This window comes from Sphaerisporangium sp. NPDC088356 (assembly GCF_040685555.1).
Taxonomy (GTDB): domain Bacteria; phylum Actinomycetota; class Actinomycetes; order Streptosporangiales; family Streptosporangiaceae; genus Sphaerisporangium.
On the sequence record NZ_JBFBIK010000036.1, the window covers coordinates 19110 to 35206 of the forward strand.

Annotated in this window: 12 protein-coding genes; 5 read left to right on the top strand and 7 right to left on the bottom strand. The window is 70.4% G+C overall.

All coding sequences use genetic code 11. The annotated features are described in order from the left end of the window. Positions 1-93 precede the first annotated feature (93 nt). The gene (locus AB0O34_RS16015) at positions 94-855 is read left to right on the top strand and encodes an isoprenyl transferase (protein WP_363916146.1); all 762 of its coding nucleotides are present in this window, start codon (positions 94-96) and stop codon (positions 853-855) included. A gap of 252 nt (positions 856-1107) precedes the next feature. Continuing rightward, positions 1108-2436: a PhoH family protein gene (locus AB0O34_RS16020; protein WP_363916182.1), complete on the top strand. Its 1329-nt coding sequence runs from the start codon at positions 1108-1110 to the stop codon at positions 2434-2436. Between the two features lie 38 nt (positions 2437-2474). Here the strand turns inward: AB0O34_RS16020 and AB0O34_RS16025 are convergent, their stop codons facing one another. Genes AB0O34_RS16025 through AB0O34_RS16035 form a run of 3 tightly spaced genes read right to left on the bottom strand, consistent with a single transcriptional unit; the run spans position 2475 to position 5175 of the window. Beyond that, positions 2475-3068 (bottom strand): hypothetical protein, encoded by a 594-nt coding sequence (locus tag AB0O34_RS16025; protein ID WP_363916147.1) that lies wholly within the window; start codon positions 3066-3068, stop codon positions 2475-2477. Then, the gene (locus AB0O34_RS16030) at positions 3065-4504 is read right to left on the bottom strand and encodes an ATP-binding protein (RefSeq protein WP_363916148.1); all 1440 of its coding nucleotides are present in this window, start codon (positions 4502-4504) and stop codon (positions 3065-3067) included. Before AB0O34_RS16030 ends, AB0O34_RS16025 begins: the two co-directional genes overlap by 4 nt. Then, the gene (locus tag AB0O34_RS16035) at positions 4501-5175 is read right to left on the bottom strand and encodes a response regulator transcription factor (RefSeq protein ID WP_248961623.1); all 675 of its coding nucleotides are present in this window, start codon (positions 5173-5175) and stop codon (positions 4501-4503) included. The genes AB0O34_RS16030 and AB0O34_RS16035 overlap by 4 nt, the downstream gene beginning before the upstream one ends. A gap of 380 nt (positions 5176-5555) precedes the next feature. Between AB0O34_RS16035 and AB0O34_RS16040 the strand changes: the two genes are divergently transcribed. Together AB0O34_RS16040 and AB0O34_RS16045 are read left to right on the top strand one after the other, a co-directional pair. Beyond that, on the top strand, positions 5556-6293 hold the full coding sequence (locus tag AB0O34_RS16040; protein ID WP_363916149.1) for a lytic transglycosylase domain-containing protein: 738 nt from the start codon (positions 5556-5558) through the stop codon (positions 6291-6293). A 51-nt stretch (positions 6294-6344) separates the two neighbouring features. Beyond that, positions 6345-8402 carry a glycosyltransferase family 2 protein gene (locus AB0O34_RS16045; RefSeq protein WP_363916150.1) on the top strand — a complete coding sequence of 686 codons (2058 nt, stop codon included), beginning with the start codon at positions 6345-6347 and terminating at the stop codon, positions 8400-8402. 116 nt (positions 8403-8518) lie between these two features. Here the strand turns inward: AB0O34_RS16045 and AB0O34_RS16050 are convergent, their stop codons facing one another. From AB0O34_RS16050 to AB0O34_RS16065, 4 genes are all read right to left on the bottom strand, one after another. After that, positions 8519-9937: a class II fumarate hydratase gene (locus AB0O34_RS16050; RefSeq protein WP_363916151.1), complete on the bottom strand. Its 1419-nt coding sequence runs from the start codon at positions 9935-9937 to the stop codon at positions 8519-8521. Positions 9938-9952: 15 nt separating this feature from the next. After that, positions 9953-12391, bottom strand: coding sequence for a protein kinase (locus AB0O34_RS16055; RefSeq protein WP_363916152.1), 2439 nt, complete (start codon positions 12389-12391; stop codon positions 9953-9955). Between the two features lie 45 nt (positions 12392-12436). Beyond that, positions 12437-13678 (bottom strand): serine/threonine-protein kinase, encoded by a 1242-nt coding sequence (locus AB0O34_RS16060; RefSeq protein ID WP_363916153.1) that lies wholly within the window; start codon positions 13676-13678, stop codon positions 12437-12439. 80 nt (positions 13679-13758) lie between these two features. Next, positions 13759-15414 carry a fumarate hydratase gene (locus tag AB0O34_RS16065; RefSeq protein ID WP_363916154.1) on the bottom strand — a complete coding sequence of 552 codons (1656 nt, stop codon included), beginning with the start codon at positions 15412-15414 and terminating at the stop codon, positions 13759-13761. A 204-nt stretch (positions 15415-15618) separates the two neighbouring features. Here AB0O34_RS16065 and AB0O34_RS16070 point away from each other — a divergent pair, with 204 nt between their 5' ends. Then, positions 15619-15933 carry a hypothetical protein gene (locus tag AB0O34_RS16070; RefSeq protein WP_363916155.1) on the top strand — a complete coding sequence of 105 codons (315 nt, stop codon included), beginning with the start codon at positions 15619-15621 and terminating at the stop codon, positions 15931-15933. Positions 15934-16097 lie beyond the last annotated feature (164 nt).

Consider the following 16097-nt stretch of genomic DNA (forward strand, 5'->3'; position numbering starts at 1 on the left):
GTAACCGAAGCGGGGGCGGGCAGGGGTCCGCGCGCGTGATAATTGCGTGTTGTCAACGCCCCGAAGCGGACGGGCGGCGAACGGGAGGTCTCCATGGGCGTGCGCGATCTCGTGTACCGGCTGTACGAGCGCCGGCTCGGGACGAGGCTGTCCTCCGACCAGATACCCCGGCATGTGGGCGTCATCGTCGACGGGAACCGCCGCTGGGCGAGGGCCATGGGCCTGCGCGACGTCAGGCACGGCCACCAGAAGGGCGCGGACAAGATCTCCGAGCTCCTCGTCTGGTGCCGCGAGGCGGGCGTGGAGGTGGTCACGGTGTGGCTGCTCTCCAGCGACAACCTCTCCCGGCCCAAAGAAGAGCTCGACCCGCTCATGGAGATCATCGAGGACACCGTCCAGGGGCTGGTGGCCGGAGGCTGGCACGTCAACACGATGGGTGCGCTGGACCTTTTGCCCGATCGCACGGCCCGCATCCTTAAAGATGCAAAAGAAGCGACATCACGCCGACCTGGGCTGATTGTGAACGTTGCAGTTGGGTATGGAGGAAGACGTGAGATCGCTGATGCGGTGCGCTCCCTCCTCCAGGAGCACGCCAGCAAGGGCGCGAGCATCGAGGAGCTTGTCGAGGTCCTCGATGTCGAGCACATCGCGGAGCATCTCTACACGCGCGGCCTCCCCGACCCGGATCTTCTCATCCGGACCTCGGGAGAGCAGCGGCTCTCCGGATTCCTGCTCTGGCAGAGCGCCCACTCGGAGTTCTACTTCTGCGAGGCCTACTGGCCTGACTTCCGCAGGGTCGACTTCTTGCGGGCGCTGCGGTCGTACGCCGCGCGGCACCGACGGTACGGAAACTGAAACACCCCGTGAACCCCCCCTATCAGCCCTGGTTGAGCTGTTGGGTAGGGGGCGTGCACGACGTACCGTAGTTGGTAGGCAGTCCATACGGCCTACTTCGGGAGAGGGTCCGCCCTTGCGTCGCCTTTTGACGAGGAGGGCCGGTATCCGGCCGCGCCTCGCGCATCTGGGGGCGCACCACCGGACCCGGTCCGTTCACCACCTCATCTGGCAGGGTGCTTACTCCTGGCGCCCGGGGGAGAACGCGTGGCAGTGTCCTCGAGCAACCCGTCCACTACCTCCAGTAGCACGACGCCGTCCAGGCGTACCTACATTGTGGACACCTCAGTCCTCCTAGCCGACCCTGCGGCGATGAGCCGCTTCGCCGAGCACGAGGTAGTTCTACCTATCGTCGTCATCACCGAGCTGGAGGCCAAGCGGCATCATCCTGAGCTCGGCTACTTCGCCCGCAAGGCGCTGCGCGTACTTGATGACCTACGGGTGAAGTACGGGAGGCTGGACGAGCCCATGCCGATCGGCGAGGGCACGATACGGGTTGAGCTCAACCACAGCGACCCCGCGATCCTGCCGGCCGGTTTCCGGCTCGGCGACAACGACACCCGCATCCTCACCGTCGCTCGTTCTCTCGCCGCCGAGGGCTGCGACGTGGTGCTGGTGTCCAAGGACCTTCCCATGCGGGTCAAGGCCGCCTCGATCGGGCTCGCCGCGGAGGAATACCGCGCCGACCTGGTCGTGGAGTCCGGCTGGACCGGCATGGCCGAGCTCCAGGTGACCACCGAGGACGTCGAGTCGCTCTTCGAGCACGGCACGCTCGACCTGGAAGAGGCACGTGAGCTGCCCGCCCACACCGGCCTGCGGCTGCTCTCCACCAGGGGCTCCGCGCTCGGACGGGTGCAGGCCGACAAGTCCGTGCGGCTGGTGCGCGGCGACCGGGAGGTGTTCGGGCTGCACGGCCGCTCGGCCGAGCAGCGCATCGCCCTCGACCTGCTCATGGACCCCGAGGTCGGCATCGTCTCGCTCGGTGGCCGCGCGGGCACGGGCAAGTCGGCCCTCGCCCTGTGCGCGGGGCTGGAAGCGGTGCTTGAGCGCCGCCAGCACCGCAAGGTCATCGTCTTCCGCCCGCTGTACGCCGTGGGCGGCCAGGAGCTCGGCTACCTGCCGGGATCCGAGAACGAGAAGATGGGCCCGTGGGCGCAGGCGGTGTACGACACGCTCGGAGCCGTCACGACGCCCGAGGTGATCGAGGAGGTCCTCGACCGCGGGATGCTGGAGGTCCTTCCGCTCACGCACATCCGCGGCCGCTCCCTGCACGACGCCTTCGTCATCGTGGACGAGGCCCAGTCACTGGAGCGGGGCGTCCTGCTGACCGTGCTGTCGCGCATCGGCGCGAACTCGCGGGTCGTGCTGACCCACGACATCGCCCAGCGCGACAACCTCAGGGTCGGACGGCACGACGGCGTGGTGGCCGTCGTCGAGAAGCTCAAGGGGCACCCGCTGTTCGCCCACGTCACGCTGACGCGGTCCGAGCGCTCGCCCATCGCCGCCCTGGTGACCGAGATGCTGGAGGACATCACGGTCTGATCCGGTAGCGGACCACGTCACCCTCGCCGTGACCGGCGTCACGGCGGGAGGTTGACGTTGGCCGCCGCGAGATCGTGGTACTCGCGGCAGGTGTGCTCGCCCAGCGCCAGCGGCCCCTTGGGCGTGGTCTGAGTGATCTTCACGGCCCAGATCTCCTCGCGCAGCCGCGCTGTGCAGGTGATCTGGGCGATCGCCGTCCTGCCGAGACGGCCGGGGCCGTTCACTATCACGTGCAGCCGCAGGCCCACGGGGTTCTCCGGGTCGTTGCGGATGCCGCTGTCCACCCCGTACCGCCCGAGGACCGTCTGTTCGAGCCGGAACCCCCGCAGGCCGGTCCCGAGGCCGTCCCCCGACCGTTTGCCCACCTCGAACAGCGCCGTGATGACGTCTTGCGCCGCCGCGGAGGCGGTGGCGACGTTCTTGGGCGCGAGCCGCCCGTCACGGAGCAGGTAGACGGTCGCGGCGGCGCCTCGGGCGCTGATCACCGGAGCCGGCCCGGCGTCGACGACGCCCGTCGGGTCCACCCCGCACGCCGCCGCCAGCATCACGACCAGGGCCGGTACGGCGAGGCGTGCCAGGCGACCGCCGCGTCGCGCGGGGACGCCACCGCGGGGACTCGGTGGTGGTCTCATGGGTGAGGTATCCACAGCGTGAACTGGGTCCCCGGGTCGCACAGCTCCACCGTGATGGTGCCGCCGTGCAGCTCGGCGTTGGCCTTGGCGATCGCGAGGCCGAGCCCGCTGCCCTCGCTGCGCGCCCGGCCCGCGCCCACCTTGTAGAAACGCTCGAAGACGTGGGGCAGCGCCTGCTGGGGGATGCCCTTCCCCCGGTCGCGCACCTTCACCTGCAGGCCGCTGCGGAGCGCACGCGCGGTCGCCGTCACCGGGGGCGCGCCGTGGTACAGGGCGTTGCCCATCAGGTTGGCCACGATCACGTCGAAGCGCCGGGGGTCGAGCGAGAACGACAGGCCGCGCGGGACGTCCAGGCGTACCCGGCCCGTCCATCCCCTGATCTCCAGGCAGTCGGCCAGCGCCTCGCCGACCTCGATGTTCTCCCTGGTCAGCACGGCGGCGCCGGAGTCCAGCCTGCTGGCCTCGATGAGGTGCTCCACCAGGATCCGCAGCCTGTTGATCTCGCGGACCACCAGGTCCACGGCCTTGCCCGCGTCGGGGGGAAGCCGTTCCGCCTCCTCGGTGAGCATGTCGGTCACGGCGGTCATCGCGGTCAAAGGAGTGCGCAGCTCGTGGGAGACGTCGGCCACGAACCGCCGGGACATCGCCTCAAGGGCGCGCAGCTCCGACACCGTCTGCTCCAGGGCGGAGGCCGTGTCGTTGAACGTCGCGGTCAGCCCGGCAAGCTCGTCGCGGCCGTGCACGGGCAGGCGGGTGTCCAGGCGTCCGGCTCCGAGCGCCCGGGCGGCGTCGCCGAGCCTGCGTACCGGCAGCAGGACGCTGCGCGCGGAAACCAGCGCGACGGTGAGCGCGATCGCCAGCGTGATCCCCGAGGCCTGGGCGAGCGCGGTGCGCAGCCGGGCGAGGACGCCGTCCTCCTCCTTCAGGGAGACGAACACGAAGACCGTCATGCCGGTCGGGCGGACCGCCCCTGTACGGGTGAGCCGGTGGACCTGGGTGCCGATCAGCAGCCAGGGCTGCTCCCTGATCAGCAGCCGCTCGCGGACCATGCGCGACGCGGCCTGCCTGCGGAGCTCGATCGGGACGTCGCCGAGCGCGAGGCTCGTGCCCGTGCTCAGCCGTTCCTGGTCGCCGTACCTCAGGATCACCTGGCGGTCGGGGCCCCCGAGCGACTCGGCGAGGCTGGTGAGATCGCCCTCGGTGACCACCGAGTCGGTCGGCCAGAGCAGGTCGCTCGTGCCGATGGGCAGCGAGATCCGCTGGAGGACGTCGCGGACGTCGACGGTAGCGCTGCCCTCGACACGGTCGAGCAGCGCGCGGCGGACGAGCTGGTAGCCGATGCCCGCCACCAGGGCCGAGGCGGTCACCGCGACGAGGATGAAGGTGATGACCAGCCGGCCGCGCAGTCCGGTGGGACGACGGCGGCCGAGGTTCACGGGGGACTGAAGCGGTACCCGAAGCCCCGCACGGTGTGGATGAACACCGGCTCGGCCGGCACTGGCTCGATCTTGGCGCGGATGCGCTGCACGCAGGCGTCCACCAGGCGGGAGTCGGCCACGTGGTTGTGGTCCCACACCGCCCGCAGCAGGTACCGCCGGTTGAGCACCTGGCCGGGGTGACGTACCAGTTCGAGCAGCAGGCGCAGCTCGGTCGGCGTGAGGTGGATCTCGCGGTTGGCCAGGGTCACCTTCAGCGCTCCACGGTCGACCACGAGGTCCCCGAAGCTGATCCGGTCGGCCGAGGCGGACTCCAGGCGGCGCAGGACGGCCCGGATGCGGGCGTCGAGCACGCGCGGCTCCACGGGCTTGACCACGTAGTCGTCCGCGCCGGCCTCCAGCCCGACCACCATGTCGAGGTCGTCGCCGCGAGCTGTGAGCAGGATGATCGGCAGGGAGTCGAGCCTGCGGATGCGGCGGCACACCTCCACGCCGTCGATTCCGGGCAGCATCACATCGAGGATGACGATTTCGGGACGCCGGGCGCGCACATGGTCAAGGGCCTCCTCGCCGGTCGCGTAAGCGGTGACGGAGTGGCCCTGCCGCGTGAGTGCCAGCTCGAGCCCCGTCCTGACGGAGGGATCGTCTTCAACGAGAAGGATGCCGGCCACCCGGACATTATTGCCGAAACTCCGTTATCGCCTTCTCTGTCACAGAACTGTGACGTGGCGCCGACGCAACCCCGACAGTAACTAAGCAGCCTGAGGGGGTCCGCTCCCGAGCCAGGGTTCCCGCGACGCCTCTGCTGCCGTGCCGGCCCGAGGGGCCGGGGGATCCGCGCCTCGTCCGCGGACGCGCCTCCCGGATGGCTCGCCATCCGGCCGCCCTCCGGTGCGGGGGTCCGGAGGGCGGACCCTGGGGTGGTGGTGTGACGAGAATCACACTGAGGTGGATAAGCGCACGTTACTCGCGGGTTAGGTCATGAGACCTTCAAGGAATTTTGCCGTTTGGGTTGCGAACCACCCCCTATGTCACGGCAAGCTCATAGGCCGTGAGCTCAGGTCAGCAGTTGCAGGACAGGCGAGGCGGGCGGGACGACGACTACGCCCCGGCGCCGCGTGGCCGTGCACGTAAGCGGGGCGCACGCGGGTCGTGGCTGACGACCAAGCGGGTGATCGGCGTCGGGATGTCCCTGGCGGTGGTCGCGGCGCTCGGCGTCTTCGTCGTCAAGACCATCCAGGAGAACGAGGCCGCCCCGGCCACGCCGCTGACCCTCGGCGAGCTGACCCGCGGGCTGAACGACCCCTTCGCGCCCGACGCCGAGACCGACGCGCTCAAGGCCGTCGCCGCGCAGGCGCAGCGGGCGTACGACATCAAGAACGCCCGCAAGAAGGGCGCGGCCGGCTTCGACCCCGTGAAGATCGTGCGGAAGGCGCCCGGAGGCGACGGCTTCACGGCGCAGGCCTTCCCGCCCGGCTCCAAGCCCAACCCCGGCAGCAACAAGGCGCTCGGCCAGAAGATGGCCGCCGCGCGCGGCTGGTCAGGCGAGTGGGGCTGCCTGGAGAAGCTCTGGGACAGGGAAAGCCACTGGAACGAGCGGGCCATGAACCGCAGCAGCGGCGCCTACGGCATCCCGCAGGCCCTGCCCGGCAGCAAGATGGCGAGCGCGGGCGGCGACTGGCAGGTCAGCGCGGCGACGCAGATCGAGTGGGGCCTCGGCTACATCGCGGCCCGCTACAAGACCCCCTGCGGCGCCTGGGGGCACTCCCAGGCCACCGGCTGGTACTGAGTTCACGCCCCTGACCGATACTGAACAGCGCGAACTCTTAGTCAGGGTTGTTTGACGTTTCGGCAAGCCTGGCTGCGTCGCGGCGGCGCGCGCCGCACGCTGACCTCCATGGGTGTGAAGGTCAGCGTGGTGGTGCCGGTATCAGAGCCAGGCCCGGACGATGACGCGTTCGACGCGTGCGTACGTTCGCTGCTGGAGCAGTCGATGCCGTCGGACGAGTACGAAGTGATCTTCGCGGACGACAGGTCGGGGGACGGCACGCGCGAACGCCTCGACGCCGTCGCCGCCGTGCGGCCCAACGTCAGGGTCCTCCACCTGGAACACACCGGCTCGCCCGCTCGCGGGCGCAACGTGGGCCTGGCCGTGGCCCGGGGCGAGTACGTCTACCTGCTCAGCCAGCGCGACCGGCTCGAACGCGTGGCGCTGGAGATGATGTACCGCACCGCCGTGGAGACCGACGCCGACGTGCTGATCGGCCGGCTGGTCACCGGCGACAACCCGCCGCCGAGGGCCTTCACCCGCAACCGCGAGCGCGCCGACGTGCTGCGCGACCGCCTACTGGGGTTGCCGACGGCGCACAAGCTGTTCCGCCGAGCCTTCCTCGACACCCGCGAGATCCGCTTCTCCGACCTCGATCCCGAGCTGTCGGAGCAGGCGTTCGTCATCAAGGCGTACCTGACCGCCAAGGTCATCGCGATCCTCGCCGACCACATCTGCTGCCACGTGGGCCCGGTGCCCGACCGTCCGCTGGATCCGGGCGCCCACGCCTCGGGGATCCGGGCGATCCTCGACATCATCGACGCCTACAGCGACCCGGGGGACCAGCACGACCGGCTGTACGCCCACTGGTTCCGCACGGGCGTGCTGCGCATGCTGGGCGGGCGCCGCCTCCTTTCGGCACGCCAGGACCGGCGTGCCGCGCTCTTCGCGGTGCTGCGCGAGCTGACCGCCGAGCGCTTCGGTGAGGGGCTGGATCGCCATCTGCCGGTCCACCTGCGCGCCCGGGCGGTTCTGCTCCGATCCGGGGAGCTGGGGCGCCTGGTGGCCCTCAGCGACGCTTCCAGGGGTACGTCCGTGCGTGCTGAGCTCCGTGACGTGCGCTGGGAGGACGGCATCCTGCTCATGGACCTGGCCGTGGAGATCGTCGACGCCGAAGGGGCGCCGATGACCTTCAGGGCCGAGGGCGATCGTCTCCACTGGACGCCTCCGCTCGACGGCCTGGCCCTGCCGCCGGAGCTGACCGACGTGACCGAGGCGGTGGCCCGGGCCCGCATGGAGGTCTACATCCGCCACATGGACAACGGGCTGATCTTCTTCCTCCCGGTGGCCGGCGAGGTGTGCCGATCGCAGGAAGGCGACAGGGTGCGCGTCTGGGCCGTCGGACGGGCCCGGCTGGACGTGAGCACGGCCGCGCTGGGGCGTTCCCTGCGTCCGGGCGAGTGGGAGGTGCACGTCCGCATGCACAGCGGCGCGCAGCAGGCTCGCACACGGGTCGCGGGGCACCGGGGCGACCAGCTGAGCTGCGTCGGCGTGCTCGCCGGCCATCCGCGCAAGCTGATCATCCCCTGCTGGTCGGACCAGCGGGAGCTGAGCGTGTGCGTGGAGCCCCGGTCGTTCTCCGAGTCGATCGTGCTCGTCTCGCCGGGGGCCTCCGTCACCCACAGGGAAGGCACCGTGTTCGTCGTCCTGCCCGTCCCGTACGTCCCGCCGAGCGGTGGGCCCCCGGCGGAGCTGGTGCTGCGGCAGATCGCGAGCCGGGGGCGGGTCACCGCGGTCCCCGCGCTCGTCGAACCCGGGGTGCCGGGCCGTTTCCCCGGCCAGCTCGTCGCCAAGGTCGCGGTACGCCGGTTCCCCGGTGAGGGGCACATCGGCCCCGGCCTCTGGGCGCCGCGCCTGCGCGTCGAGGGCAAGGAGGTCGACCTGCGGTTCGTCCTGGAGATGGGCAGGGGAGGAAGGGCGAGGATCCAGGCCGGGGGAGAGCCGGGCATGCTCTCGGCCCGGCGCTCGATCCTCGGCAGAATCGCCTCCCACGTCCCGGGCGGCCGCTACGCCGTCCGCCTGGCCCACGCCGTCCAGGAGCGTTACCTCCCCTCGACCCCTTCCACCTAGGAAATGCCTCCAGCAACCGCGTCCCACCAGGCAGCGAAGTTATTTCGACCTGTCCCGGCGGCGGACGATGCCCCGCCGGCATCGGTGGGGGTCACCGTCCGCTGCCCTGGGTGCTGTCAGCGCGACGTATCGGGATCTTCGGGTTGTTCGGGTGGGGAGGTCATGGCGAGGACGTCCAGGGCGGCGTCCAGTTGCTCTTCTGTGAGCTTGCCGGAGGCCACGTGGCCGCGTTCGATCACGACCTCCTTGATGGTCTTGCGCTCCTTGAGCGACTGCTTGGCGATGCTCGCCGCCTCCTCGTACCCGAGGGTGCGGTTGAGCGGGGTCACGATCGAGGGGGAGGACTCGGCGTACTCGCGCAGCCGGTCGGCGTTGGCGGTGACCCGGTGGACGCACTTGTCGGCGAGCAGCCGTGACACGCTGGCCAGCAGACGGATCGACTCCAGCACGTTGCGCGCGATGACCGGCATCATCACGTTGAGCTCGAAGCTCCCGGACGCCCCTGCGAAGGTCACCGCCGCGTCGTTCCCGATCACCTGGGCCGCCACCATGGTGGCCGCTTCGGGGACGACCGGGTTCACCTTCCCCGGCATGATCGAGGAGCCGGGCTGGAGGTCGGGAAGGTTGATCTCGCCCAGACCGGCCCTCGGTCCCGACCCCATCCAGCGCAGGTCGTTGGCGATCTTGTTGATGGACACGGCGATCACGCGGAGCTGGCCGGACAGTTCAACGAGCGCGTCACGGGCGCCCTGGGCCTCGAAGTGGTCGCGGGCCTCGGTGAACGGCAGCTCGGTGGCCTCCCTGAGCTTCTGGACGACCCCCTGCGCGAACCCGGGCGGCGTGTTGATCCCCGTGCCCACCGCCGTGCCGCCCAGGGGCAGCTCGGCGAGCCGGGGCACCGTCGCCCGCAGCCGCGCGATGCCGTTCTCCACCTGTGTGGCGTAGCCGCCGAACTCCTGGCCGAGCGTCACCGGCGTGGCGTCCATCAGGTGGGTGCGCCCCGCCTTGACCGTCTTCGCGAACACGTCGGCCTTCTGGCGCAGCGAGATGGACAGGTGCTCCAGCGCCGGGATCAGCTCGTACGCCACATCGACCATCGCCGCCACGTGGATCGACGACGGGAACACGTCGTTGGACGACTGCGACGCGTTGACGTGGTCGTTCGGGTGCACCGGGCGGCCGAGTCGCTTCTCGGCGAGCGTGGCGATCACCTCGTTGGCGTTCATGTTGGACGAGGTGCCCGAGCCGGTCTGGAAGACGTCGATCGGGAACTCGTCGTTCCACTCGCCCTCGGCGACGTCGGTGGCGGCCTCGGAGATGGCCTCCGCCATGTCGGCGGGAAGGACGCCCAGCTCGCCGTTGACCTCGGCGGCCACTGCCTTGATCAGCCCGAGCGCCGCTATGTGGGCGGGTTCGAGCCCGCGCCCCGATATCGGGAAGTTCTCTACGGCGCGTTGCGTCTGCGCCCGCCACTTGGCCGACGCGGGAACGCGTACGTCGCCCATCGAGTCATGTTCGATCCGGAAATCCTGCATGACTCCAGTTTTGCCCTACGAGCCGCCTGATGCGTCCCTGCGGGCGGGCTGGAATGAGGAGAGCACCGTTCCGAGCTGTGACCGGTGGGACTTCCAGCCGGTCTCCGGCGTAGACCAGTAGATCGCGTACCTGTCGCCGCCGGGCACGGCCACCCAGCGGGAGAGCACGTGGGCGGGGCCGGAGCTCGCGGTGTAGGTGAACTCCCAGTCGGCCACGTCGGTGCCGGGATACGGCGCTGGGCGGGTCACGGCCAGCCGGATGAGCTTGTACCCGGGGTAGGTGCCCGCCGCGATGGCCCGCGCCTCCGCGGCCCTCGCCGCGCGGAGGACGTCCGCGGTGCCGTTCGCCGAGCGGCTGATCCGCACCGTACGGACCTCGCCCTCCGCGCTGAACCCGACGCTGCCGCCCTTCGCGACGCCGCGCAGCTTGGCCGGCAGGTCGATGATGAAGCCGCTCTTGTCGATGTAGCGGCGGAGCCCGGACGCGGGCGGTGTGGCCGTGCCCGTACCGGCATCGAGGGTCGTGCTCGCGCCGGCGTCCACGGTGGAGGCGGTGGTGCTCCCGCCGGACCGTGCGCCGCCCAGGGCCTTCGCCCCCGCCGGATCGGTGGAGCCGCTGCTCGACACCGCGGCGGCTACGAGCATCACGATGGCCGCCAGCCCGAGCAGGGCCACGGCGACCAGGATGATCATGCCGGTGGGGCTGCTGCCCCGGGGCGGCGCCGTGCCCTGGAACGCGAACAGGTCGGGGCCGAGCCCGTTCTCGGGCGTGGCCGGGTCGGCCCGGTCGCCGGGCATGTCGTGTGCCGTCGCCTGAAGGCCGTTCGCCGTCCCCTGATCCGCCGTTCCCCGAGAGGAGAGAGTTCCAGGGGCGAGCACGGGCGCCGCGGCGGCGGCCCCCTGAGGCCCCGGCCTGCGGGCGTCCGAGGACCCCGACGTCCGATCCTCCGAGGATTCAGGCCTCCGGGCGTCCGAGGATGCCGGTCTGCGGGCCCCCGGTGGCGCCTGGATCCCGGCCGTGGCGCGGGGGGCGGTGGTTTCGAGGCTCGCGGACCGTCCCGGTCCTGGCTTCGTCACGACCTCGGTGGGGTCGCCGGCGGATCCGGAGTACGGCCGAGGCTTGCCGTACGGCCGCACGGGCGCCGCCGGCGACGAGGGAGGCGCCGGGGGCGTGGGGGTCGCTTTCGGCGCGGGAAGCCGCCCTACCGTGGTCGCCTGCCCGTCCTCGTCGGCGGGGGCGTCGGTTGAGGGATGGACTCCGGGGATGGCGTCGGTTGAGGGATGGACTCCGGGGATGCGCAGGCCGCCCTTCGGACGGATGACCATCATCGTCTGGTTCGGATCGACGTCCTGCTCAGAATCGACGTCCTGCTCGGAATCGGCGTTCGGTGAGGGCCGCGCCGCCGAAGCGGCGGCGACGTCCGGCGTTCGAGCTTTGCTCGGTCTGGGAGGGGTGACGGGCTCGGAGGTGCCGCCGGTTTCCCGAGCGGTGGCGGGTTTCCCGGCGTTGGCGGCCTGGGCCTTCACCGCCGGGGCGGCCGGAGTGGCTTTCGAGGGCTGGGGCTTCTCGGCCGGGGCGGCTGGGGTGGCTTTGGAGGGCTGGGGCTTCTCGGTCGCGGCGGTCTTGGAGGCGGAGGTTCTGGCGACCGCGCGGAGCCTGGAGACGGCCTGGGCGTGCGTGAGCCGCTTGGTGTGGTCCTTCTCCAGCAGCGCTTCGAGCGCCGGTCGGAGCGGCCCGGCCTGGGTGGCGGGGTCGGCCTGCTCGGTCATCAGCGCGGCCAGCGTCTCGCTCACCGAGTTGCGCTCGTACGCGGGCCGTCCCTCGACCGCGAAGTACAGCGTCGCGCCGAGCGACCACAGGTCGGACTCGGGGCCGGTGTGGTCTCCCCGGGCCCGCTCGGGCGCCGTGTAACCGGGGGAGCCGATCACCATGCCCGTCTTGGTGATGTTGCTGTCGCCCGCCGCCTTCGCGATGCCGAAGTCGGTGAGCACCACGCGGCCGGTGTCGGTCAGGAGCACGTTGCCGGGCTTGACGTCACGGTGCAGGATGCCCTGCTCGTGCGCGGCGCCGAGCGCTCCGAGCAGGTCGAGGCCGATCTCGGCGACCAGCCGGGGCGGCAAGGGGCCCTCCTCGTCGATCACCTGCTCCAGGGACCTGGCCTCGACCAGCTCCATGATGATCCACGGGCTTCCGTCGACCACGATGGCGTCGTGAACGGTCGCCACGGACGGATGGACGATCTTGGCAGCGGTGCGACCCTCGCGGATCATGCGTTCCCGCAGCTCGTCGCGTTGCTCCTTGCTCAACCCCGAGTCCTGGCGGATCTCCTTGACGGCCACGTCACGGCCGAGGAGGCGGTCGTGGGCGCGCCAGACAGTGCCCATCGTTCCCCGGCCTAAGGGGGTGATCAGCTCATATCTGTCGGCGAGCAGCCGCCTCTGCTGTTCCGGCATGAGTAAGAAGATAGCGATAGTGACTTGAGAAATGCTTTCGCATCACTAACGCATATTTTTTGGCCAGAAGCGGCGCGGCAGGACCATGCGCACGATATCGGACAGCTGGCGCATCACCTGGCTCACCTCAGGGTTCGCGGGAGCCCGGCGGCGACCCGGTGCCGGGTCCGACGGCTTGCGGTGCACCCCTTCGGTGGGCCTGCGGGGCATGCGGGGCGGCGGCACGGGGCCAGGGTCGCGCGGCGGGATGTAGACCGGGCGGGCGTCGGGCCGCGCGTCGGCCCGGTGCTGGCCCCGGTGGGACGGCCTGCTGCGGGGCGAAGGGGACGCGGGGGACACCGGAGAGGAGGACAGGGCGCCCATCGTGGCGTACGGCGGGGGCGGCATGCCGCCCATCGCGCTCGGGTTCATGGGCTGCTGGCGGGTCGCGGTGCGGTGGGCGGGGCCTCCGAGCGGCTCCTCCGCCGAGCCGCCCGCCGCCACCCGGGCGAGCATGAGGGAGGCGCGCATGCCGTCGAGCCGGGCGTCGGGGTCGATCTGGAGCAGGCCGCGCAGGATGGGGGCGAGCGGGCCTGCCTTGTCCATCGGGATCGGCTCACCGCTGGTGAGCGCGGCCAGCGCCGCCGCGGCCGTACGCCTGCCGTGCAGGCCCCGGCCCTCGACGGCGGTGTACAGGGTGGCGCCGAACGACCACAGGTCGGCGCCGGGGCTGGCCTTGTCGCCGAGGACGCGCTCGGGGGCGATGTATCCGGCGGAGCCGAGCACGATGCCGGCCTGCGTGATCGACGCGTCGCCTTCGAGGGCGGCGAGGCCGAAGTCGGTGAGCACCGCGCGGTCCTCGGTCACCAGCACGTTGCTCGGCTTCACGTCGCGGTGCAGGATGCCCTTGGCGTGCACGGCCCGCAGTGCGCCGAGCACCTGGCGGCCGATCTCGGCCACGCGGCGCGGAGGAAGCGGCCCCTCCTCCTTGACCAGATCTTCCAGCGATCGGGCGTGGAGGAGCTCCATGACGATCCAGGGGCGGTCGTCCTCGGTGACGACGTCGAAGACGGTGATCACCGAAGGGTGGGCCACCATGGCGGTCGCCCGCGCCTCGCGCTCGGTGCGGGCGCAGAGCTCGGCCCGCAACTCCTCGTCGAGGACCAGCGGGAGGCGCACCTCCTTGACAGCCACGTCACGGTCGAGAAGGTCGTCGTGCGCACGCCAGACGGTGCCCATGCCGCCGCGGCCGACCGGCTCTACGAGCCGGTAACGCGAGGCTAGCTCGTATCCGGACGGGGCGCGCATGGGTGGCAGCTTACCTATTTGTTTATCGCCCCCTGTAGAGGCCATGCCGATTCTCTGTTGAGATCTTCCGTCAGATTTTGTCAGATTCGGCGACCGATAGTGAGCACGGGACCACTCGTGTCCTCGAAGAAGTCGGCGCCCTTGTCGTCGACCACGATGAACGCGGGGAAGTCCTCGACTTCGATCTTCCAGACGGCCTCCATGCCGAGCTCCGCGTATTCGAGGACCTCGACCTTCCTGATGCAGTCCTGCGCGAGGCGGGCCGCCGGGCCGCCGATCGAGCCGAGGTAGAAGCCGCCGTACTTCTGGCAGGCCTCGGTGACCTGCTTGGAGCGGTTGCCCTTGGCCAGCATGAGCAGGGACCCTCCCTCGGCCTGGAAGCGCTCGACGTAGGAGTCCATGCGGCCGGCGGTCGTCGGGCCGAAGGACCCGGAGGCGTACCCCTCGGGCGTCTTGGCCGGTCCGGCGTAGTAGACGGCGTGGTCCTTCAGGTACTGCGGCATCTCCTCGCCGGCGTCGAGCCGTTCGGCGATCTTGGCGTGGGCGATGTCACGGGCGACGACGAGCGGGCCGGTCAGCGAGAGCCGGGTCTTCACGGGGTAGCGCGTGAGCTCGGCGAGGATCTCGCTCATCGGCCGGTTGAGGTCGATGGAGACCACGTCGTCCGAAAGGTGCTCGTCGGTCGTCTCGGGCAGGAAGCGCGCCGGGTCGGTCTCCAGCTTCTCCAGGAAGACGCCCTCGGGAGTGATCTTGGCGAGGGCCTGCCGGTCGGCGCTGCACGAGACGGCGATCGCCACCGGGCAGGAGGCGCCGTGCCTGGGGAGCCGGATCACCCGTACGTCGTGGCAGAAGTACTTCCCGCCGAACTGCGCTCCGATGCCGAGCTTCTGGGTGAGCTCGAAGACCTTCTTCTCCAGCTCCAGGTCGCGGAAGCCATGCCCAGAGGGGGAGCCCTCGGTGGGGATCGCGTCGAGGTAGCGCGCGGAGGCGTACTTGGCGGTCTTCAGCGCGAACTCGGCGCTGGTGCCGCCCACGACCACGGCCAGGTGGTACGGCGGGCACGCGGCGGTGCCGAGGGAGCGGATCTTCTCCTCCAGGAACTGGAGCATCCGCTTCTCGTTGAGCACGGCCTTGGTCTCCTGGTACAGGAAGGACTTGTTGGCGCTGCCGCCGCCCTTGGCCATGAACAGCAGCTTGTACTCGTCGGGGTGGCCGTGCGGGTCCTCGGCGTAGAGCTCGATCTGGGCCGGGAGGTTGCTGCCGGTGTTCTTCTCGTCCCACATGGTCAGCGGGGCCATCTGGGAGTAGCGGAGGTTCAGCTCGGTGTAGGCGTCGTAGACGCCGCGCGAGATGTGCTCGGGGTCGGCGCCGTCGGTCAGCACGTGGCGTCCGCGCTTGCCCATCACGATCGCGGTGCCGGTGTCCTGGCACATGGGGAGCACGCCGCCCGCCGAGATGCTCGCGTTCTTGAGCAGGTCGAGCGCCACGAACCTGTCGTTGCCGCTCGACTCGGGGTCATCGATGATCTTGCGGAGCTGGGCGAGGTGGGACGACCGCAGATAGTGCGAAATATCGTGAATCGCGGTCTTGGTCAGGAGGCGCAGCGCCTCCGGGTCCACTTCCAGGAACGTACGGCCCGCCGCCTCGACCTTCCGCACCCCCTCAGCCGTGATCAGACGGTATTCCGTCTCATCGGGGCCCATCGGAAGCAGGTCGGTGTAGTCGAACTCGGGCATCGCCTGTGCTCCTCCGTATTCATGGCGCTCGCCGCCGTCCTGAGCAGGGTACGGCTCCCCATGGCGTCCTCCTGACGCGGGGCTGTACACGGTTGACCGAAGCTTGAGCCAGAGGTGGCGTCCCTGGGTCGCGCAAGAGTCGAAGCCGTTTATATGCGCGTTCGATAATGAAAGTACGCGCGACATCCGAGATCGGGGGAAATCATGGATCCTGGCTACATCGTGGTGGTGGTCCTCGGAGTGATAGTCGTCGCGTCCGCCCTGGGAGTGGCGCTCGTCACCATCGTTCTTTGCGGCATAAGGGGCGAGCACGCCCAATGGCCGGTGACTCCCGACACGCGGCAAGCCCCGCACGGCCCCGAGCTCACCGCCGCGGAAGCGCGCGCAGCCGGGATCGAGGGTCCCCGTGGGGGAGAGCACCCCGAGTGGACGAGCCGCGAGCTGGCGGGCGACGACCTCCGGCCGGTCGGCACCCACGAGGAGAAGCACGCCGTGCCGGGACGGGCGCGGTGGTGGTGACCGACCTCCTGTCCGCACGAGCCCGGATCTTCCCGTCAGCCAGGAACGTCCGGGCTTTCGCTTGTCGGGCCCATCTCCGCGAAACTCCTGGCAGGGCCGGCGGCTCACGACGTCGCCAAGGCCATGGTTCGTCTGAATGTCAGGACAAATTCTTGACTCCCGGC